The organism is Streptomyces sp. NPDC111656, from assembly GCF_055656965.1.
Genome location: NZ_JBVKCA010000016.1, coordinates 174913 through 194371 on the forward strand (window position 1 = coordinate 174913; position 19459 = coordinate 194371).

The window sequence follows — 19459 nt, forward strand, 5'->3', positions numbered from 1 at the left end:
CCTCACGCCGAAGCATGGGGTCCGCGATGGCTGAATGGTGCCGCCCGAATACCGATGCGGCGCTGTCGTCGAGGTCGGCGCGTGAAAGCAAGGGACGCACGTCTCCCGGCTGCAGGCTCACCTTTGCGGGAGCGCGTCGCGGGACGTGCCCTGAATCGCGACCTCACCTCTTTCGACGGTAGCGGCCTATCCGCTGACAGGCACCTCGAGCCCCTGGCGCGAGAGCCCCTCCGGCAGGTGAGCCGTCCCGTGGGGAGCGGGCCGCTTCCGAGGGCATCACCGCTCCGAGGAACTCGTCGAGGTCTGGAAGAGCACCCGTGACGCCATCACCCCGAGGGGCCGCTGCAGATCGGGGGCTTCGCGTTCTGGCGCCGCATCCGTCTGCTGCCTTTCGAGCGGACCGTCCCCGACCACCGCAAGATCGACAATCTTGCGCTCGAACTCATCCGTGACGAGGGCCCCGGCATCCTGCAGTGGCTCATCGAGGGCGGCCGCCGCTACCTCACCATCATGGGATACGGATCGTTCACGCGCCGCAGCCGGCGTAGGCAGCAGTGACGCTGCAGTCACGGCCGCCCCAAGGTGAAAACGGTGCGCGACCCACAACGCGCCGAGGATCCCGCCCAATGCCAACACAAAGTAGACCGCACTGACTCGTCGCGCTGCGCTTCTCCATCCCCCCGTGCCCGCCATCGTCCTGCGCGCGTCCGTGCCTAGGAAGGCAGATGGTGAACTGCGTGGATCGGCTACCTCCCTACCATGCGAAGCGGCTGGTTCAGTGGCCCAGCGCTGACCATGCGGCCACGCCATGAGCCTTCTGGGCCGTGTCTGACAAAACGATCACGGTTCACGGAATTCAGGGCGAACCCGCCTCCGCCACCCACCGGCGGAACATCGACCTGACACAGGTACCGGGCCGACGTGCCCTACGACAAGGTCTGTCTGTGAGGACGGCCGAGCGGAGGGGCTGGGGGCTCAGCAAGCCTCGACCGGTGCGCCGGCGGGCAGTGCGAAGTGCGCGCGGGCCGCGGTCTCCAGCGCGGCCGGCGTCCCGGCGTCGTCGTCGAGCCGGGATTCGGCAAGGAAGCTGAAGTGGTTCTCCTCCCACTCGGCATAGCCGGCGCCGTCCGGCGGCTCCTCCTGCGCCACGACGCGGTAGCCGCCGTCGGTGTCCCGCTCCAGCCGCACCACCTGCGGGAAGTGAGCGCCGCCGCACTCCACGAGGGCGCCGTCACGCACCCCGTACTCCAGGCACAGTGTGTCGACCCCGGCCCGCACCCGGTCTCCGTTCTCCCGGAGGTCCAGTGCGTCCGCCCGGCAGAACCACTTCGCCCTGAGGGCAGGCATGCTCTCCCCGTAGCCGCTCCCCGCTGCCTGAGTCACGAGCCGGGCCTCGACCACCGGTCGCACCTCGGACCACAGCCGTGTGTCCACGCCCGCCGGCCACCGCGCCCACGCTGCCGTCGCCAACAGCACTGCCACGGCTCCCACTCCGGGCCCCCACATGCGTACGGACATCATCGCGAGCTCCTCACCCTGCCGCGCGCACTGCGCCGCTCCTGCGGGTCAAGACACACACGAAGGGCGCGGGGTTGCGTCCGAAGTCTGCCCGAGGGCTCCGCGTCTCTCCTCCCGAAGAGGGGTCCGGTGCCCCGTTCCGCTCACCGCGTGCCGCCCGGACAAGCCCCTGACCAGGCCGGACAGGCCACGGATGTCCCGGACATGTCCTGGACACTTCAACCCATTGATGACCTCGAACACCCTGGCCAGCCTTTCGGTCTGTCAGCCGGACCCGCCTTCGGGTCCGGTACGGATCGAATGGAAGGAAACACGGGATGTCCGCAAGGAACACGGTGAAGACCACAGCCGTCGCGGGGGCGGCCCTGGCCATGACACTGGGGAGCCTCGCCATGGCCGCCCCGGCCCACGCGGCCACCGCTCCGGGGGCGCTGATCGCCGAGCAGGCGCTGGGCCAGTACACGAGCGGCAACGCCGAGGTGCAGAAGCGGAAGTACGAGGGCGACGCCAAGGACGGCGACACCGAGAGGAACAACTGCAACTTCTACACCGGCTTCTGGACGGCGAAGGCAAACCTCCAGTGGGACCACACCAGCGCGCCCCGCACCGGCACGATCGTCAACCGCCAGGCATGCGGGACGAGCAAGGGCTACATGTACATCAAGGTCAACGGCGTCTGGACGAAGACCTGGACCAGCGTCAAGTGGACCTCGCGCGCCTGGTGCGCTGATTTCGCCAAGTACACCTGGTACTGGGGCAAGGCGAGGATCACCGGCCTGAACGCGGCAGCCGACTCCTTCCGCACGTACGGCAGGTCCAACGGAACCTGGCACACCAAGGCGCAGGTGGCGGCGAACACCTACAAGCCGAAGCCCGGTGACGTCGTGAGCTACGACAACAACGGTGACGGCCGGGCCGACCACGTGGGCGTCGTGACCTCGTACAACACCGCCAGGAAGGTCTACAACTCCGTGGAGGGCAACACCTCGCTCGAGCAGCTCACCTACAAGAAGACCCAGGCCGCCACGGCGGGCAGGGTCCTCGGCTACACCTCGCCGAAGGCGCGGTAGTCGTCCGGTGACGTTGACCTGAAAGGGTTTTGTTCCATGGCAGGCCCACGACAAGTATGGATCGCATGGAACAGAGGGCGCTCGCGCTGCAGGAGTTACGGACCGCGGTTGAGCTGAACGCGGAGCTGCGCGAGCTGAAGGCGCGCTCCCGGCTGACGTACCGACAGCTGGAGGAGCGCGCCGCCCGGCACGGGGAGCTGCTGCCGCGCAGCACGCTGGCCGACGTGCTGCGCAACGGCTCACTGCCGCGACCGGAACTGCTGGCCGCGTTCGTCCGCGCATGCGGGGAGGGCGATGACGTGGACGAATGGCTTGCCGCCCGGCAGCGCGCCGCCGAATCTCCGGCGCCGTCCTCGGAGAGCGGTGCCTCGGCGGCGAACGCCCCTGGCACGGTCCGCCGACTCACGGAGGCCCGACGCACGCGCGTCGTCGCCGTGTCCGTCGTCGCCGTCGCGGTGGTCACGGCCGCCTTCTGGGCCGCCCTGCGTGACTCCGGCGGCTCGGGGACGTCCGAGTCCGGACAGACGTCCACGTCCACGCAGTTGCCGCGCGACCAGGTCCTCATCCGGCCGCTCGGGTCCCCCGGCCTGTGTGTGACGGACGGACAGGTGGCGGACAACCGGTACGGCTCCCTCGTCGCCGTACAGCGCCCGTGCGGCGAGACGGAGCCCCAGACGACGACCCTGGAGCCGGTGGGCAAGAACGCCTACCGCATCTCCTGGTTCCGCCCCGACCAGGGGAAAGGCTGTCTGAAGGCGCTCACCTCCGGGCCCGGCAAGGATCTGCTCGAACCCTGGGAGGCGTGCGATCGGACCACCGCCTTCCGCTTCGTACGCACGGAACGCACGGAACGCAAGAAATCAGAACGATCCCGGGAATCCGGGCAATCCGGGGAATCGCGGGATTCCGGGGTCTCCGGGAAGGCCGCCGGCCGGACCTATCTGATCCATGTGACCGACGAGAAGTGCGTGGGCATCAGAGCCGCGAGCACCGTCGCGGGCGCGGAGGCCGTCGTCGAACCCTGCTCGGGCACGGACGCCCAGCTCTTCGTCGTCGAAGCCGCGCTGTGAGCCTGGCCGTGGTTCACGGACGGCCGAGCGAGACGCCCCGCGATCGAGACGGGGGCGTGAAGCGGGCGTTGGTGTGGTGCCGGCCCGCCTGATCGCCCTCCTGGCAAGATAGCGGCATGGAACGTGTGCTTGGAATCGGTGGGTACTTCATGCGGGCCTCTGACCCGGCGGCCCTGAACGCATGGTATCGCGACTGCCTGGGCCTGGACGCCGAAGAGAATGGACTGTGGCGTCAGGAGACCGGGCCGACGGTGTTCGCGACGTTCGAGTCCGAGACCGACTACTTCGGGTCCCGCGCCCAGCAGGCCATGCTCAACTTCCGGGTCCGCGACCTGGATGCGATGCTCGCGCAATTGCGCGCCAAGGGAGCGGACGTGTCTGAAGAGACGCAGGACATGGAGGGTGTCGGTCGATTCGGCTGGGTCACCGATCCCGAGGGCAATCGGATCGAGCTGTGGCAGCCCGTCTGACCGCGTCTTCACGCAGGCGCGGGAATTGCACCGTGGCGACAACCTTGGCGCGGGCGAGGAGGATCAGGCGGCGCCGGGCGTCCGCCTCCCCTCCTGTTCCTCCCGCTCGGCGAGCAGCGCGTCGAGGCCGCCCGCGGCACTCCAGGTCCGTGTCATTCCGAATGGCGCGGTGACGCGGACGGCGGCGCGGACCTCATCCGGTGCCGCCCCCGCGCCCGGTGCGCGGCCGATGTGAGCGCGGGAGCTTTCCTGGCGGCGATCCGTCCCTGCATGGGCGCCGGGCCGGCGCCCGGGGGCGACGCCGAGACCGTATCCCTGGATCTGCGGACGGCCGTCCATGGCGCGGTGTCACTGCGCGTCAACCAACCCGAGCTGCCCCGGCCCCCGTTGGAGGAGCATGTCGACCGATTCCTGGCGAAACTGGTCGGTGTGCCGCCCGCGAAAGCATGACGGAGCGACGCGACCCACGGCCCCGCACAGGCTCAGCCGCCGGAGGACACCGGTGGTAGGGACGTGTCGTTCTGCCGCAGTTCGACCAACAGTTCGTTCTGCCCGGCCAGCAGCTCCGTGAGGATGCGGCGGGCCGCACGCAGGAGCTCCGCGACGTCGCCGCCGGCCAGCGCGTAGCTCACGGTGGAGCCCTCACGGATGGACACCACGATGCCGGAACGACGCAGGACGGCCAGCTGCTGCGACAGGCTGGACGGCTCGATGTCGAGGTCGGCGAGCAGGTCCCGCACCGGGACGGGACCGTGTTGCAGCAGCTCGAGGACCCTGATGCGCACGGGGTGTCCCAGCATGCGGAAGAACTCTGCCTTGGCCTGGTAGAGGGGGACCCGCATCGGTGCTCGCTCCCTGCCGCGTGGGGATGGTCGTCACCTGGTGCGGTGACGCCCGGAAGGCGCCGCCGCACCACGTGCCCGTCGCTGCCGATCCTTCTCGCTCACGGCCGCACGCATCCACCTGTTGGGATGATGCTGATGTGGTGACTTGAAGAAGTCTTCACATCGTGGGCGCACGTCAGTCCGAGGATCCGGCCGCCCTAGACTTCCAACTGCTCCTCGACGCGCTTGAGTTGATGGCGGGCCATCGCCAGGTTCGATCGCGCCTTGTCGAGCACGAGGTAGAGGAACAGACCGTTGCCGTTGCGTCCGGTGACCGGTCGGATGAGGTGGTACTGCGTTTCGAGAGTGATCAGGATGTCTTCGATCCGGCTCTTGAGACCCAGTTGCTCCATCGTCCGCACCTTCGCGCGGACGACATCTGTATTCCCGGCGGCAGCGATCGTGAGGTCGAGGTCCTTGCCCCCGCCCAGCGTGCCCAGCGCCATGCCGCTGGTGTAGTCGACCACGGCCGCCCCCAACGCTCCCTCGGCCGCGGTCATCATTTCCTTCAGCGACACTTCCACACTCGCCATAGCGCCTCCCCTTGGTTGTCGGCTGCACGGCGGGATCGGCGATGCCCGTCCCGCCGCGTGACCGCACCGTATGCGGACGACCGGGGCGCCGAAGGGAGTATCTCCGAGGCTGACATCCGGCGATCGGAGATGAGCGCAATGGCATCGATTCTCGACTGCTACTGCCCCATTGCGGCCAGTGCGGCGAGGGTGGCGAGGGTGGCGTCCAGGTCGGTGGCACGGGGCTGGTTGAGCGGGAGCTTGGCCAGAACACGGGCCATGGCGCAACTGCCACTGACGGCCGAGTAGACCAGGCCTCCGGCGACGCCGACGGACAACCAGCGAGCGACCGAACGGCGTTGTCCGACCGCGAGTCCGACGAGGACCAGCGACCCGGCGACGAAGCGGACCTGACGGTCCATGGGCCACACGCCGCGGGCGTCGGCGGGACGACGCAGGTCGTGTCCGTGCCGGCTCCAGGCGGTGGTGCCGCCGGTGAGGGTGGCGGCGGCGATGCCGTGTGCGGCGAGGGTGGCGCAGGCCTGCGCGGAGCGGGCGCCTGAGGCGCACACCATGACGAGGTCGCGGCGTTCGGCGGCGGGCTTCAGGACAGGCACCGCCGCGTCGAGATGGTCCAGGGGGATGTTGTGGGCGCCCGCCATGTGGCCCGAGATGTACTCGGCGGGGGTACGCACATCGATGACGGTCAGCTCGTGGAGCCGGGCGTGGGCCTGGTCGAGGGTGAGGGAGGTGGGGGTCACGGGAATTTCCTTCTCTTTCTGGTGCTTCACCCCACGGACAGGATACCGGCGGGGGTATATCGAGGGAGTGCCTGTGGAACTGGCGATGGCAGCCGAGGAACTGAAGACGGTGGTCAACCGACTGCGCCGGGCGCAGGGGCAGATCGCCGGAGTGATCAAGATGATCGAGGAGGGACGGGACTGCGAGGACGTGGTCACCCAGCTCGCCGCGGCCTCCCGGGCGCTGGACAAGGCCGGGTTCGCGATCATCGCGACCGGCCTGCAGCACTGTCTGACCGATGCCGACCCGGCCGCCGGCGGCGACCGTGAGCGGATGCGGGCCCGTCTGGAGAAGCTGTTCCTGTCCCTGGCGTGAGTCCGCCGGGACCGGCCGGGGTCAGGTCAGGGCGTCGACGAGCATGAACCCGGCGACCGCCAGCAGGACCACGGCGAAGGTGCGCTGAAGGACGCGGCCCGAGACCTTGCCGGCCAGGCGTTTGCCGTCCCAGGCGCCCAGGATCGCGGTCCCCGTGAAGGGTGCGATCAACGTCCAGTCCAGGCCCGACGTCGTGGCACCGCGGCTGAGCAGCGAGGCCAGCGAGTTGACCGAGATGATCAGCAGGCTGGTGCCGATGGCGGCCTGCATCTCGAAGGCCAGGACGGTGACCAGGGCCGGCACGGCGAGGAACCCGCCGCCCACCCCCAGCAGTCCGGTCAGCGCGCCCAGCCCCGCTCCGGTGCCGAGGGCCCTGGCCGGCCGGACAGCGCCGGGCTCCGTTGTGGACGTCGCCCGTGAGGGACGCAGCATGCGAGTGGCCGCCAGGGCGGCGACGGCGGCGAACGCGGCGATCAGCAGCGGCTGCGGCAGCCGGGCCGACGCCGCTCCGGCCGCCACGGCCGGGAGGATGCCGGCGGCCGCGAACAGGGTGCCGGCCCGCCACCGCACATGGCCGCTGCGGGCGTGGCCGAACAGGGCCGTGAGCGAGGTCGCGGTGACGATCAGGAGGCTTGCGGTGGTGGCCGCCGCCGGGGTGAAACCGAGCAGGTAGATCAGGGCGGGCACGGCGAGGACGCTGCCTCCCCCGCCCAGCGCGCCCAGCGCGAGTCCGACCAGGGCCCCCGCGACAAGCGCAAGAACGAACGCGCTCACGCTATGGCACCGTCGTCTCCATCCGGGCCGGCCACCGGCAGACCGGCCCGCGCCCAGGCGACCATGCCGCCGGTGACATCGGTGGCCTTCGTGCCGCGGCCGGTCAGGATCTCGACGGCCTGTCGGGAACGCCGACCGGAGCGGCAGATCGCCACGACGGGCCTGCCCTGGGCGGTCGGCGGCAGGGCTTCCCCCGCCACCAGCCGGGACAGGGGCAGGTGCAGCGCATCCGGTGCGTGTCCCGCCTCCCACTCGACGGTTTCACGGACGTCGAGCAGGACGGCCTGGCCGTGGGCGGCCCGCTGGTGGGCCTGGACAGGGTCGAGACGACGGGAGGTGCTGCTGCGACTGCCGCTGCGACTGCGACTGCGGAAGAACATGGGCTCATCACTCCGAAGGGTGTTGCGGCGGGGGGCGGGGGTCCGCGCGGGACTGACTGAGGTGCAGTAGTCCGTACGGGACCGGGTGTCGTCGGGACCGGTGCGGGTCGGTCCCCGCATGACCGGCCGAGGTCGGTCGGTGCCGGACCAGCTGCGGGTCGGTCCCCGCGAGACCGGCCGAGGTCGGTCGGTGCCGGACCAGCTGCGGGTCGGTCCATGCCCGACCAGATGGAAGTCAGCCTGTGCCGGACCAGGCGAGGGTCAGCCCGTGCTGGACCTGGCGGGGATCAGCCCGCGCTGGACCAGGTGAGAGTCAGTCCGGCCTCGACGGCGGCGTCGAAGCCGTCGTCGACGGCGACCACGCCGCGACCCGTGGCGTCCAGGAAGGAGGCGGCGATCGCCGCGCGCATCCCGCCCGCGCAGTGCACCCACACGTCACCCGCGGGCACCTCCCCGAGACGACCGGGCAGTTCATGGATGGGGATGTGCACCGAGCCCTCCACGAAGCCGCCCGCACGCTCGGAGTCGCGCCGCACGTCCAGCACCACCACGTCCTCGCCGCGACCGCGGCGGGCGGCGAGGTCGGCGAAGGTCGCGCGTGGGAAGGACCGCGGCTCCACTCCCCCGGGCACCCAGTCCCACGGGCCGCCGGTGGCGGCGGCGACCGGCCGGTCGATGCCGACCCGGGCCAGCTCCCGCTGCGCCGCGGCGATCCGCTCGGGTGTGTCGGCGAGCAGCGTGACGGGCTTGCCCCACGGGATCAGCCAGGCCAGGTAGGTGGCCGGCTTGCCGTCGCCCTCGAAGTTGAAAGAGCCGGCGACGTGCCCCTCGGCGAACGCGACACGGTTACGCAGGTCGACCACCCATTCACCGGCCGCCAGCCGCTGGGCGATCTGCGCGGCGTCGGCCGGACGTGGCGGGGTGAGGTCGACGGGAGCGGGGCCCGCGGCGTTGGCCGGGCCCATGTGCGCGTAGTACGCCGGGACGTCGTCCAGACCGGCGAGCAGGTCGGCGACGAAGGTGTCCACGTCGCGGGTGAGGGCTCCGTTGGTCTTGCGTTCCCGCCCGATCGTGGAGGTGTCCCCCTCGGCCTGGGATCCGGAGCAGAAACTGCCGAACCCGTGCGTGGGCAGCACCGGCACCTCGTCGTCCAGCTCCTCGGCAAGACGGTGGGCGGAGGCGTGCTGGGCGCGGGCGAGCTGCTCGGTCAGCCGCGGTTCGACCAGGTCCGGCCGCCCCACCGTACCGATCAGCAGTGATCCGCCGGTGAAGGCGGCCACGCCGCGCCCGCCCTCTTCCAGGACGTAGGAAGTGTGGTGCGGGGTGTGGCCCGGGGTGGCCAGTGCCCTCAGGGTCAGGCCCCGGTCGACCGTGACGGTGTCGCCGTCGGCGACCGAAGTGCGGGCGAAGGACACCGAGGCCCCGGCCGGGACCAGATAGCGGGCACCGGTGACTCGGGCCAGTTCGAGCCCGCCGCTCACATAGTCGTTGTGCAGGTGCGTCTCGGCCACGTACGCGATCCGCACGCCTCGCCGGGCGGCCGCGGCGATCACCTGATCGATGTCCCGCGGGGGATCGACCACGACCGCCTCGCCAGGGCCGCCGGCCAGGTAGCTGCGGTTGCCCAAGCCCTCGAACTCCAGGGTGTCGACGAAGAACACGGGTTCGGCTCCTTCCGGATGAAAGTACCCCGGGGGGTATCTGACATCCACCGTAACAGAAATACCCCTGGGGGTATCCCGAGGGATATGGGCGGAGGTGTTTCAGCGACGGCCCCGGCCGACGACCGTGAGCGACCACGAGGGCTCCCTAGGACCTGTCCGGCGGATCAGGTCGCAGGAAACGGGCGGTGCCTCATCGACGCTGGCGAGTGGGGCTTGGTGCGTGCAGCTGCAAGGCGGAGGAGGGAGTCATGGCGGAGCCATGGCGACCGACGACAACGCCGCAGATGGGCGTGCCAAGCCCCGCGTCTGCGGCATGATCCGCCGGACAGGCCCTAGACGAGGCCCTTGAGCATGCCGCGCCAGTACAGGGCAGGCAGGCCGTACCGCTTGAGCAGCCACATGTCGCGGCGCTCCTTGGTGGTGTCCAGCAGGGGGATGCTGGGGGCGGGGCGCTGGTCGTAGTCGAACTCGGCGAGCAGCACCTTGCCGCGGGCCGTGACCAAGGGGCAGGACGTGTATCCGTCGTAGCGGCGCTGTTCACGGTGCTCGCCGTTGATCTCGGCCAGCAGGTTGGCCACCAGGACGGGTGCTTGCTTGCGGACGGCGGCGCCGGTCTTCGAGGTGGGCAGGTTGGCGACGTCGCCAAGGGCGAAGACATTGCGGTGCCGTGGGTGTTGCAGGGTGTGCTTGTCCACTTCGACGTAGCCGTAGGGGCTCGCGGGATCGGCCAGCGGGCCGCGCTCGACCCAGCCCGGGGCGCTCTGCGGTGGTACGGCATGGAGCATGTCGAACGCGAGACCGCCCTCGGTGCCGGTGGAGTGGTCGGCCACGGTCAGCCGACGGGCCGCACCGTCGACGGCGGTCATCTCGGAGTTCAGCCGGACCTCGATCCCGTAACGCTCGGCTACGCGTTCAAGGGCCCTGCGCCAGACCGGAACGCCGAACATGGAGTCGGCGGGCAGCACAAGGACCACCCGGATACGGTCCAGGACCCCCTGCCTGCGCCAGTGGTCGGCGGCTAAATAGGCGATCTTCTGCGGGGCGCCACCGCATTTCACCGGGCCGCTCGGCTGGGTGAAGACCGCGGTGCCCGAGCGCAGGCCACGGATGAGTTCCCAGGTGTAGGGGGCGTGCTCGAAGGCGTAGTTGCTGGATACGGCGCCGTGCCCGACGGCGGCGTCGAGGCCGGGGATCGCGTCCCAGTCCAGTCGGAGACCGGGGGCCATCACGAGGTGGTCGTAGCCGATGGTGCGGTGCGCGGCGGTGGTGACGGTCCGGGCCTCGGGGTCGACGGCGGCGGCGGCCTCGCGGATCCAGTGCACCTGCCTGGGCATGACGGAGGCTTCGGGGCGGTGGGTGACACCGAGTGGGGCCCGGCCGCCGCCGACCAGGGTCCACAGCGGCTGATACCAGTGGACGTCGGCTGGTTCGAGCACCGCGATGTCACCGACACCGGCGCGCCGCAGGCGGGCCGCGACGGTGATGCCCGCGGTTCCACCTCCGATGATCAACACCTGGAAGTGGTCGCGGGCGGCGCCGGAGGCGGAGTGGGTGGAGGGCATGGAGGGCTCCTCGCAATCCTCGGGATATACCCCCAGGGGTATTGGGTGAGCCCGATGCTAGGCCACGCCCGACGACGGGACCAATGCGCGGTCGATTAATTGCCATCCAGGAAAGGGGAGTTGACGTACATGCCGACCGTCGACTAGGTCCGGGCGCTGAGGATCAGCCGTGGGGCGTGTTGAGCGCGCGAAGACGATCCGACCGTCGAACACGGTCCGGCCGACCTCGACCGAGGTGACGTCGTGGAAGTCGACGGACAGCAGATCGCCGTCCAGTACGTCCGAGGACGCCGCTCGGACACCGAGGGGCAGCGCTTCCGCCAGGGCTGGTTCCACTCCGAGCGGGTGCGCCCCGCGGGTTTCCGCGACGAGGTCACCTGGGCGCTGCGCCACCGGGCGGTCACATCGGCCTGATCCCCTGCGGCTGCGGCTGCCGTGACAGGTGGAGCGCGACGGCTACCGGGGGTGCTGCGCCGGCCGCCCGTCCGCCGTCGTACGGGACAAACGGTCGCGGTGCGAGCGCCTGCCCGGCAGGACGGGCACCGTCGCCCTCGCCGAGGCCACCGCCCGCGCCCGCACCCGACAGAACGGTCTGCCGCGGCCGTCCTCGGAGGACCTGGACCACTTCGTCCAACGCCACCCGGGCCGCTGAGCCGCCGTGTCAGCTCATGGCGAGGACCATCCGGAAGCGGGCGGCACCGGACAGCATCTTCTGGTACGCCTCGTCGGTCTCGCCCAGCGTCACGACCTCGGTCATCGGACGGATGCCGTGCAGGGCGCTGAACTCCATGGTGTCCTGGATGTCCTGCGAGGTGCCGCTCGGGTGGCCGGTGACGACCTTGCCCGCCATCAGCAGCTGGGCCGGGTTGATGCCGAGCGGCTCCGCGTCCAGGCCGATGACCACCAGCTCACCGCGGGGACGCAGGCCGTCCACGGTCGCGGTGATGGCGGCGGAGTTCGACGCGGTGGCCAGGACGACCTGGGCACCCCCGAGGGACTGAAGCGCCTCGGCGACCGGAGTGCCGGCCGTGCTGTCGATGTAGTGGTGCGCGCCGAGCTGCTTGGCGAAGTCGGCCTTGTCGGCACCGCGGGCGATGGCCACGGTCTCGAAACCCATCGCGGCCGCGTACTTCACCCCCAGGTGTCCGAGGCCGCCGATGCCGAGAACGGCCACCAGGTCACCCGGCCGCGCCGAGCTGCGCCGCATGCCGTTGTACACGGTCACGCCCGCGCAGGCCAGGGGCCCCGCGTCGGTGGGCGCCAGCGCGTCGGGGATCCGGGCCAGCGCGTCCACGGGCGCGACCACCGCCTCCGCGTATCCACCGTCGTACATCCATCCGGGGACCTGCAGGTTCTCGCACACGATGAAGTCGCCCTGCCGACAGGGCGTGCAGTGGCCGCACGCGCCGCCGAACCAGCCCACCGCCACCCGGTCGCCCACCTGCCAGCCCCAGTCCCCCGTCCCCTCGCCGAGTTCCGCGATCCGCCCGGCGATCTCATGCCCGGGGACCACCGGGAACGTCACGCCGGGAACGCCGGCGTTCACGAAGAAGGTGTCGCTGTGGCACACCCCGCAGGCGTCGACGGTGACCCGTACGTGTCGGGGGCCCGGCCGCGGTACCTCACGCTCGACGACCTCGAACGAACCGCCGGGGGCGGTCACCTGCGCGACGCGATAGCTGGTCATCCGGATCCCTGCCTTGGAGAGTCGGTCTGATCTCGAAGCGCTCCGCCCGCAGGTGGTACGGGGGCCGGTGACAGGCGCGCGGGCGACACACGGACCACACACGGGCCCGACCCGCTTGCTTCACTCCGGTGGTGGTGTTGTCGGTCGGTGGCCGGGCGGGATCCGTCTGCCGGGCCTCGGCAGGCCACGGGCGGACGGGCGCGGGTAGCCTCACGCTACTTCAGGTCTCTGCAGGGCGCTCGGCGAGTTCGCCGTCCACCGCGCGCCCTGGGCAAGTGCGGGCCGCCACCCACCGCCTACTACCTACCTACCGGACAAGGGCACCCGGCGGTCACAGCCGGTCCCCCACGGGCGCCTGGAGCGAGCGCAGCCGACCGCCATGGATCGGTGTCGTGTGCCAGCGCACGGTGAAGGTGCCGTCCGGCAGTGAACACGTCACGGTCAGCCGGTGCGGGGTCTCCAGGAACAGCACGTCGAGGCGCAGCGTGTCCTGGTCCCTCCAACCGCCGCTGACCGCGGTGGGCGGGCCGCCCGCGTCGACGGTCCAACCGGTCGCGCCGAGCCGCAGCTCGATGAGCTCGTCGTCCTCCGCGAGCGACACGCCCCAGCTCTTGCCGTCCGCATCGGCGCTGACCGTGACGCCCGTCAAGGTCCGCTGCTGCGGGCACTCACCGTCCTCCGGTGCGAACACGGCGCTCTTCCAGTCGTCGCCCCGCGCGGGCGGCTCGGGGCTCGCCTCGACGGGCGGCAGGGCCAGCTCCGCGAGACGGCGGCGCAGGCCCTCGTCCGCCGTGCCCGGGAGCTGCTCGGCCGGGAGGGATGCGGTCGGAAGCGGTGCGGCGCCGAACGCCGGGAGGAGGTGGCGCCACACCAGGTTCAGCAGACCCTGCATGTTCTCGGTCGCCGCGGTCGTCGCGATCACCGCGTCGTGCTCGGGCAGGACGAGACAGTACTGCCCGTACGCGCCGTCGCCGCGATACCCGTGCCCGTGCCTGCTCCTCCAGAACTGGTACCCGTACCCCTGCTGCCAGTCCGACAGCGCTCCCTCCTGCGTGCCGTCCGCGGTGGAGATGTGCGCGCGGGTCGCTTCCGCGATCCATGAGGACGGGAGCAGCCGCCGCCCCTCCCAGACACCGTCCTGCAAATAGAACTGGCCGAGCCGGGCGATCGCGTCCGTCGTGGCGTGCAGGCCGCTGAAGCCGAGGTCACGCCCGGGTGGCCGTTGGAGCCAGGCCGTCTCGCCGATGCCCAGCGGGTCGAACAGCCGGGGCCGCAGATACTCCGTCAGCGACTGGCCGCTCACGCGCTGGATGATCGCGGCGAGCGTGTACGTGCAGGGCTGGTTGTACGCGAAGACGGTCCCGGGGTCCCGGTCCGGCGGGAAGAGCAGGAACCCCCGTACGATCTCGTCGCGGTCGCGTCGGATCGAGGTCGCGTAGGTCTCTTCGAGGTGGCCGCTGGCCATGGCGGCCACATGGCGTACGAGCATGGCGCGGCTGCGCGGGTCGGTGATGTCGGCCTCGAACTCGGGGAAGTACGAGATCACGGGGTCGTCCAGGCGCAACAGCCCTTCGGCGACGGCGAATCCGGCGGCCGTGGACGTGAAGCTCTTGCTGAGCGAGTAGAGCAGGTGGCGGCGGTCGGGTGTGTAGGGCGCCCACCAGCCGGAGGCCACCAGATGCCCGTGGCGCAGGATCATCAGGCTGTGCGGTTCGATGTCCGGCGCCGCCTCGACGGCGTCGAGGAAGGCATGGATGCCCGCGGCGTCCACCCCCTGGTCGGCGGGGGTGCTGGCGGGCAGGGGACGGGCGCTCATGAAGGCTGCCTCCGGGCGGCTCTGGCGGTGACGGGAGCGGGGCACTGTGTGCATTTGGCATCTTTCCCTCGCCGGACACCGTCTGTCCACGAGGTGCGTGCAGGACTCTTGAGGCTGAAGAGACGGGATGCGTAGGATCGTTGCCAGCGGAATGAAACGTTTCAATTCATCGCTTCACCATCAACGCCTTCATCAGCGCCTTCATCAACGACTCCACCGTCGACTTCACCATCGAGAGGCGACACATGGCCAAGGATTGGAACCGCCGCGTCTTCCTGCGCAGCTCCGTCGTCGGAGCGAGCGCCACCGTCGCGCTCGGGTCCGGGGGCGCCCACACCGCCTCCGCGACCCCCGGATCGATCGCCGACGCCCCGCGGGAGGGCGGTCTGCGCATCGACCGCACCACCGTCGAGTACGCCGAGACGCTGCTCGGCACCGAGGTCGAACACCCCAGGCTCACCTGGGAGTTGACCGCCCCGGGCCGGGGGGCGCGGCAGTCCGCGTACCGGGTGCGGGTGGCGCTCGCCGAGAAAGACCTGCGCGAGGGGCGGCGCCTGGTCTGGGACTCGGGGCGGGTCGAGTCGGACCGCAGCGTCGGCATCGCCTACGCGGGGCCCGCGCTGCGGCCCCGTACCCGCTACCACTGGCAGGTCAGGGTCTGGGACGGCGACGGCCACCCGTCGGAGTGGAGCGCTCCGCGCTGGTGGGAGACAACGTTGCCGAAGGACGGCTGGCAGGGATTCTGGATCGGGGCGGCGGCCCTGCCCGAACCGCCCGGCTTCGACGGAGCGTCCTGGATCTGGTCGCCCGGCTCGACCACCGGTTCCGCCCCCGTCGGGCCCCGTTGGTTCCGTACCGCGACCACCCTCCCCGCCGGCAGCGAGGTGCGCAGGGCGAGACTGGTGGCCACGGCCGACGACGACTTCACGCTCTACGTCGACGGACAGCAGGTCCTGTATCAGCCCCAGCAGACGGACGCCTGGCGCACCGGGCATCTCGCCGAGGTCACCGAACAGGTGCGCGGGGCGAGTGGCGGGCGGATCGTGGTCGCCGCCGTCGCGACCAACCGCGACAACGGGTCCGCCAATCCGGGCGGGCTCCTGCTCCGCCTGATCGTGGAGACCACGTCCGGTGACACGGTCGAACTCGTCACCGGCGACGGCTGGCGCTGCGCCGACAGCGAGCAACAGGGCTGGCAGCGGCCCGATTTCGACGACACGGGCTGGTCCGGGGCCGCCGTGCTCGCACCGTGGGGACAGGGCCCCTGGGGCACCGGCGTGTCCGTCAGCGTCCCCGAACAGCCCGCTCCCCTGCTGCGCCGGACGTTCAGCGTCCCGAAGGACGTCGTGCGCGCCCGTCTGCACATCAGCGGACTCGCCTACTACGAGGCCGAGATCAACGGAGTCCGCGTCGGCCGTCAGGTCCTCGACCCCGGCTTCACGGACTACGAGGAGACGGTGCTCTACGCGGTGCACGACGTCACGGACCGCGTCCGGCGCGGTGCCAACGCGATCGGGGTGACGCTCGGGCGCGGCTTCTTCGGCCTGACCAGCCCCACCGCCTGGAACTGGAACCGAGCGCCCTGGCACGGTGAACCCCGCCTGCTGGCGCAACTGGAGATCGACCATCCGGACGGTTCGCGCACCACCGTCGCCACGGACGGCACCTGGCGGATCACCGACGGACCGACCCTCTCCAACTCCCTCTACGCGGGGGAGACCTACGACGCCCGCAAGGCGCCCCGGGACTGGACGCGCCCCGGGTTCGACGACCGCTCCTGGCAGGAGGCCCAGCGGCAGACCGCGCCCAAGGGCATCCTGCGCGCTCAGGGACACGACCCGATCGAGGTGGCGGAGACCGTACGCCCGGTGGACATCCGTGAGTTGAGCCAGGGTGTCCACGTCGTCGACATGGGGCGGACACTCGCGGGCTGGACCCGGCTGACCGTGCGCGCCGAGGCGGGGACGACCGTCCGGCTGGTCCACGGGGAGCGGCTGAACTCCGACGGGAGTGTGCTTGCCCGCAACGACCTGGTGCCGGGCCGCTGCCAGACGGACGAGTACGTGTGTGCGGGCGGCGGCGCGGACGAGGTGTGGGAGCCCAAGTTCTCGTACAAGGGCTTCCGTTACGTCCAGGTCAGCGGACTGCCCGCGAAGCCGGGGCCCGATCAGGTGCTCGGTCGGGTCGTGCACACGCGGGTGGCGTCGACGAGCACGTTCTCCTGCTCCGAGCCGTTCTACGAGCAGTTGGACCGGGCGATGCGCCGCACCGTCCTGAACAACCTGCACGGCATTCCGACGGACACTCCCGTGTACGAGAAGAACGGCTGGACCGGCGACGCGCAGCTGGGGGCGCCCGTGATGGCGTACGCGTTCGGTGTGCACCGCTTCCTGACGAAGTGGCTCGGTGACCTGAGAGACAGTCAGAACGCCGAAGGGCAGCTGCCGGTGATCGTGCCGAGCGGCGGCTGGGGCTACCACGATCTGGCCCCCGCTCCCGAATGGACGACCGTGTACCCCTTCCTGCTGCGCGAGATGTACCGCGTGTACGGGGACGAGCGGCTCGCCCGTGACCACTGGGCGCCGCTCATCCGCTATCTCGACTGGGAGATCGGGCGTCTCCAGGACGGGCTTGCGGTGACCGCCCTCGGCGACTGGCTGCCGCCGGGTTACGGCGGCAACCCGCCCGAGGACACCAGGCTGACCGCCACGGCCTATCTGCACCGCGCGCTCACCGGAACCGCGGAACTGGCCGACCTGCTGGGCGACACCGAGGTGGCGGCCCGCTACCGCAAGACGGCCGACGCGTTGAAGGAGGCGTTCAACGCGGCGTTCCTCGGCGCGGACGGCCACTACCGCACGGCGAAGGACCCCGACTACCGCCAGACCAGCAACTGCGTCCCGCTGGCCTTCGGGCTCGTCCCGCCCGGCGCCCGGGCGAGCGTGGTCGACTCGCTCCTGGCCGACATCGCACGGCGTGGCAACCACCTCAACACGGGGGCGCTGGGCACCAGCGTGCTGCTGCGCGAGCTCTCGGCCCAGGGGCATCCCGAGGTGGCCCACGCCCTCGCCACCCAGCGCACCTACCCCGGTTGGGGGTACTGGTTCGACAACGGCGCCGACACCATGTGGGAGATGTGGCCGCTCGACTCCCGCTCCCGGGACCACTACTTCCTCGGCACCGTGGTGCAGTGGCTCTACGAGAACGTGGCGGGCCTGCGCCCCGGCGACGCCGGCTACCGCACCTTCACGGTCCGCCCGGACGGCCGTACGGGCGTGGACTGGGCCCGTACCTCGGTGCGGACCGTGCGCGGCCGAGCGGCGGCCGCGTGGTCCGTCGTGGACGGGACGACCCGGCTGTCGGTGGGAGTGCCGGTCGGGGCGACGGCGCAGGTGCATGTGCCGGCGGCCGACCGCTCGGCCGTCGCGTCACCGGTCGGTGCGAAGTGGCTGCGCTCGGAGCCGGGGTTCGTCGTGTACGCGGTACCGCACGGGAGTTGGGAGTTCGTGGCGCGCGCCTGAGCAGCGCCCGGGGACACCGCGGCACGTCTGCGCGGGCAGGGGCGGGAGGGGTTGTGCGAGCCGTGTCAGAGGGTTGCGCAGGCGCTGTGAGGGCTTGTCGGATCGCCGCAATAATGCCGGGATGATCAACCCCTCCCCCACATCCGCGCCGGCACCGCGCGTCCCCGTCGTCATCCTCGGTGCGGGACCTGCCGGGCTCACCGTCGCCAACATCCTGCGGTCCGCGTCCGTCGACTGCCTGGTCCTGGAGACCGAGAGCCGGGAGTTCGTCGAACAGCGGCCCCGCGCCGGCTTCATCGAGGAGTGGGCGGTGCGGGCGCTGCGTCGACGAGGGCTGGCCGACCGGCTGGTGGAGCGTGCGCAGGCGCACAGCGAGTGCGAGTTCCGGATCGACGGCGAGCAGCACCGCTTCCGGTACGCCGCGCTGACCGGGGACCGGCACTTCGTCTATCCGCAGCCTCTGCTGGTGACGGACCTGGTGCGCGAGTACGCCGACGTGAAGGGCGGCGAGATCCTCTTCGGTGTGCGGGACGTCGCCCTCCATGGCCTCGACGGCGACCGCCCGACGGTGCTCTACACCGATCCGCAGACGGGTGAGCGCCGACGGATCGACTGCGACATCGTCGCCGGCTGCGACGGCGCGCGCGGAGTGACCCGCACCCATGTGGCCCCGGGCCGGGGAACGGTGGCCCGGTACGACTACGGGGTCGGCTGGCTGGCGCTGCTCGCCGAGGCACCGCCGTCCAGTGACTGCGTCGTCTTCGGTGTCCACCCGCGCGGATTCGGCGCCCATATGGCGCGCAGCCCCGAAATCACCCGCTACTACCTGGAGGTGGCGCCCGGTGAGGACCCGGAGAACTGGTCGCACGACCGCGTGTGGTCGGAGCTGCACGCCCGGCTGTCGGCCGCCGGGGTCCCGGCGCTCACCGAGGGACCGCTGATCGAGAAACGCGTTCTCGACATGCACAGTTACGTCGTGGAGCCGATGACGTACGGGCGGCTGTTCCTGGCCGGAGACTCCGCGCACCTCGTCGCGCCGATCGCCGCGAAAGGCATGAACCTCGCGCTGCACGACGCCCTGCTGCTGGCCGACGCGCTCGTCGCCTACTACCTCAGGGGGGACGCCGACGGGCTGCGCGGCTACTCGGCGGCCTGTCTGCGGCGGGTGTGGGAGTACCAGGAATTCTCCCGGTGGTTCGCGGAGTTGCTGCACGGACCGTCCTCGGGCGATCCCTTCCGGGCGGGTTCCGCACGAGCCCGCCTCCGACGGATCCTCGGCTCACCCGCGGCGGCGGCCACCTTCGCCGAGTCGTACATCGGCAAGGACACCGGCCTGATGTCCACGACGACACCGTGAGATGAACTGCGGTGGATGAGGCCTGAATTCTTCGCACGGGTGCGCTACGCGCAAAGAT

At 70.9% G+C, this 19459-nt stretch carries 19 protein-coding genes and 1 pseudogene; 10 read left to right on the top strand and 10 right to left on the bottom strand.

The window, feature by feature from the left end:
- Positions 1 to 348 precede the first annotated feature (348 nt).
- A pseudogene (locus tag ACZ7M3_RS37330) lies at positions 349 to 504 on the top strand (DNA primase); the annotation flags it as partial.
- Positions 505 to 975: 471 nt separating this feature from the next.
- On the opposite strand, the gene ACZ7M3_RS37335 reads toward ACZ7M3_RS37330, so the two are convergent.
- Positions 976 to 1521, bottom strand: coding sequence for a hypothetical protein (locus ACZ7M3_RS37335; RefSeq protein ID WP_472069388.1), 546 nt, complete (start codon positions 1519 to 1521; stop codon positions 976 to 978).
- 314 nt (positions 1522 to 1835) lie between these two features.
- Between ACZ7M3_RS37335 and ACZ7M3_RS37340 the strand changes: the two genes are divergently transcribed.
- The 4 genes from ACZ7M3_RS37340 to ACZ7M3_RS37355 all read left to right on the top strand — a co-directional run bounded on the left by ACZ7M3_RS37340 (position 1836) and on the right by ACZ7M3_RS37355 (position 4578).
- Positions 1836 to 2588, top strand: coding sequence for a CHAP domain-containing protein (locus tag ACZ7M3_RS37340; RefSeq protein ID WP_472069390.1), 753 nt, complete (start codon positions 1836 to 1838; stop codon positions 2586 to 2588).
- 65 nt (positions 2589 to 2653) lie between these two features.
- Positions 2654 to 3658 (top strand): RICIN domain-containing protein, encoded by a 1005-nt coding sequence (locus ACZ7M3_RS37345; protein ID WP_472069392.1) that lies wholly within the window; start codon positions 2654 to 2656, stop codon positions 3656 to 3658.
- Between the two features lie 116 nt (positions 3659 to 3774).
- On the top strand, positions 3775 to 4128 hold the full coding sequence (locus ACZ7M3_RS37350; protein WP_472069394.1) for a VOC family protein: 354 nt from the start codon (positions 3775 to 3777) through the stop codon (positions 4126 to 4128).
- A 270-nt stretch (positions 4129 to 4398) separates the two neighbouring features.
- The gene (locus ACZ7M3_RS37355) at positions 4399 to 4578 is read left to right on the top strand and encodes a hypothetical protein (RefSeq protein ID WP_472069396.1); all 180 of its coding nucleotides are present in this window, start codon (positions 4399 to 4401) and stop codon (positions 4576 to 4578) included.
- A 32-nt stretch (positions 4579 to 4610) separates the two neighbouring features.
- Here ACZ7M3_RS37355 and ACZ7M3_RS37360 read toward each other — a convergent pair whose 3' ends face one another.
- From ACZ7M3_RS37360 to ACZ7M3_RS37370, 3 genes are all read right to left on the bottom strand, one after another.
- Complete coding sequence (locus tag ACZ7M3_RS37360) at positions 4611 to 4970, bottom strand: ArsR/SmtB family transcription factor (RefSeq protein ID WP_060900065.1); 360 nt, start codon at positions 4968 to 4970, stop codon at positions 4611 to 4613.
- Positions 4971 to 5170: 200 nt separating this feature from the next.
- Entirely contained in the window at positions 5171 to 5545 is a 375-nt protein-coding gene (locus tag ACZ7M3_RS37365) for a roadblock/LC7 domain-containing protein (protein ID WP_181648450.1), read from the bottom strand.
- Between the two features lie 158 nt (positions 5546 to 5703).
- The gene (locus tag ACZ7M3_RS37370; protein WP_472069398.1) at positions 5704 to 6285 is read right to left on the bottom strand and encodes a rhodanese-like domain-containing protein; all 582 of its coding nucleotides are present in this window, start codon (positions 6283 to 6285) and stop codon (positions 5704 to 5706) included.
- 73 nt (positions 6286 to 6358) lie between these two features.
- On the opposite strand from ACZ7M3_RS37370, the gene ACZ7M3_RS37375 reads away from it, so the two are divergent.
- Positions 6359 to 6640, top strand: coding sequence for a metal-sensitive transcriptional regulator (locus tag ACZ7M3_RS37375; protein WP_472069400.1), 282 nt, complete (start codon positions 6359 to 6361; stop codon positions 6638 to 6640).
- 21 nt (positions 6641 to 6661) lie between these two features.
- Here the strand turns inward: ACZ7M3_RS37375 and ACZ7M3_RS37380 are convergent, their stop codons facing one another.
- The 4 genes from ACZ7M3_RS37380 to ACZ7M3_RS37395 form a co-directional block, all read right to left on the bottom strand.
- A complete protein-coding gene (locus ACZ7M3_RS37380; RefSeq protein WP_472069402.1) occupies positions 6662 to 7414 on the bottom strand; it encodes a sulfite exporter TauE/SafE family protein in 753 nt (250 codons plus the stop codon).
- Entirely contained in the window at positions 7411 to 7794 is a 384-nt protein-coding gene (locus ACZ7M3_RS37385) for a rhodanese-like domain-containing protein (RefSeq protein ID WP_472069404.1), read from the bottom strand. Before ACZ7M3_RS37385 ends, ACZ7M3_RS37380 begins: the two co-directional genes overlap by 4 nt.
- A gap of 287 nt (positions 7795 to 8081) precedes the next feature.
- The gene (locus ACZ7M3_RS37390) at positions 8082 to 9455 is read right to left on the bottom strand and encodes a rhodanese-like domain-containing protein (RefSeq protein ID WP_472069406.1); all 1374 of its coding nucleotides are present in this window, start codon (positions 9453 to 9455) and stop codon (positions 8082 to 8084) included.
- A gap of 335 nt (positions 9456 to 9790) precedes the next feature.
- The gene (locus ACZ7M3_RS37395) at positions 9791 to 11020 is read right to left on the bottom strand and encodes an NAD(P)/FAD-dependent oxidoreductase (RefSeq protein WP_472069408.1); all 1230 of its coding nucleotides are present in this window, start codon (positions 11018 to 11020) and stop codon (positions 9791 to 9793) included.
- A gap of 243 nt (positions 11021 to 11263) precedes the next feature.
- On the opposite strand from ACZ7M3_RS37395, the gene ACZ7M3_RS37400 reads away from it, so the two are divergent.
- The gene (locus ACZ7M3_RS37400) at positions 11264 to 11434 is read left to right on the top strand and encodes a hypothetical protein (RefSeq protein ID WP_472069410.1); all 171 of its coding nucleotides are present in this window, start codon (positions 11264 to 11266) and stop codon (positions 11432 to 11434) included.
- Between the two features lie 28 nt (positions 11435 to 11462).
- Positions 11463 to 11672, top strand: a complete 210-nt coding sequence (locus ACZ7M3_RS37405; RefSeq protein WP_472069412.1) for a hypothetical protein — start codon at positions 11463 to 11465, stop codon at positions 11670 to 11672.
- Between the two features lie 9 nt (positions 11673 to 11681).
- On the opposite strand, the gene ACZ7M3_RS37410 is transcribed toward ACZ7M3_RS37405, so the two are convergent.
- Both ACZ7M3_RS37410 and ACZ7M3_RS37415 read right to left on the bottom strand, forming a co-directional pair.
- Positions 11682 to 12707 (bottom strand): alcohol dehydrogenase, encoded by a 1026-nt coding sequence (locus ACZ7M3_RS37410; RefSeq protein ID WP_472069414.1) that lies wholly within the window; start codon positions 12705 to 12707, stop codon positions 11682 to 11684.
- Positions 12708 to 13038: 331 nt separating this feature from the next.
- A complete protein-coding gene (locus ACZ7M3_RS37415) occupies positions 13039 to 14523 on the bottom strand; it encodes a serine hydrolase domain-containing protein (RefSeq protein ID WP_472069416.1) in 1485 nt (494 codons plus the stop codon).
- Positions 14524 to 14768: 245 nt separating this feature from the next.
- On the opposite strand from ACZ7M3_RS37415, the gene ACZ7M3_RS37420 reads away from it, so the two are divergent.
- Positions 14769 to 18044: a family 78 glycoside hydrolase catalytic domain gene (locus ACZ7M3_RS37420; RefSeq protein ID WP_472069418.1), complete on the top strand. Its 3276-nt coding sequence runs from the start codon at positions 14769 to 14771 to the stop codon at positions 18042 to 18044.
- 121 nt (positions 18045 to 18165) lie between these two features.
- The gene (locus tag ACZ7M3_RS37425) at positions 18166 to 19401 is read left to right on the top strand and encodes a 4-hydroxybenzoate 3-monooxygenase (protein WP_472069420.1); all 1236 of its coding nucleotides are present in this window, start codon (positions 18166 to 18168) and stop codon (positions 19399 to 19401) included.
- Positions 19402 to 19459 lie beyond the last annotated feature (58 nt).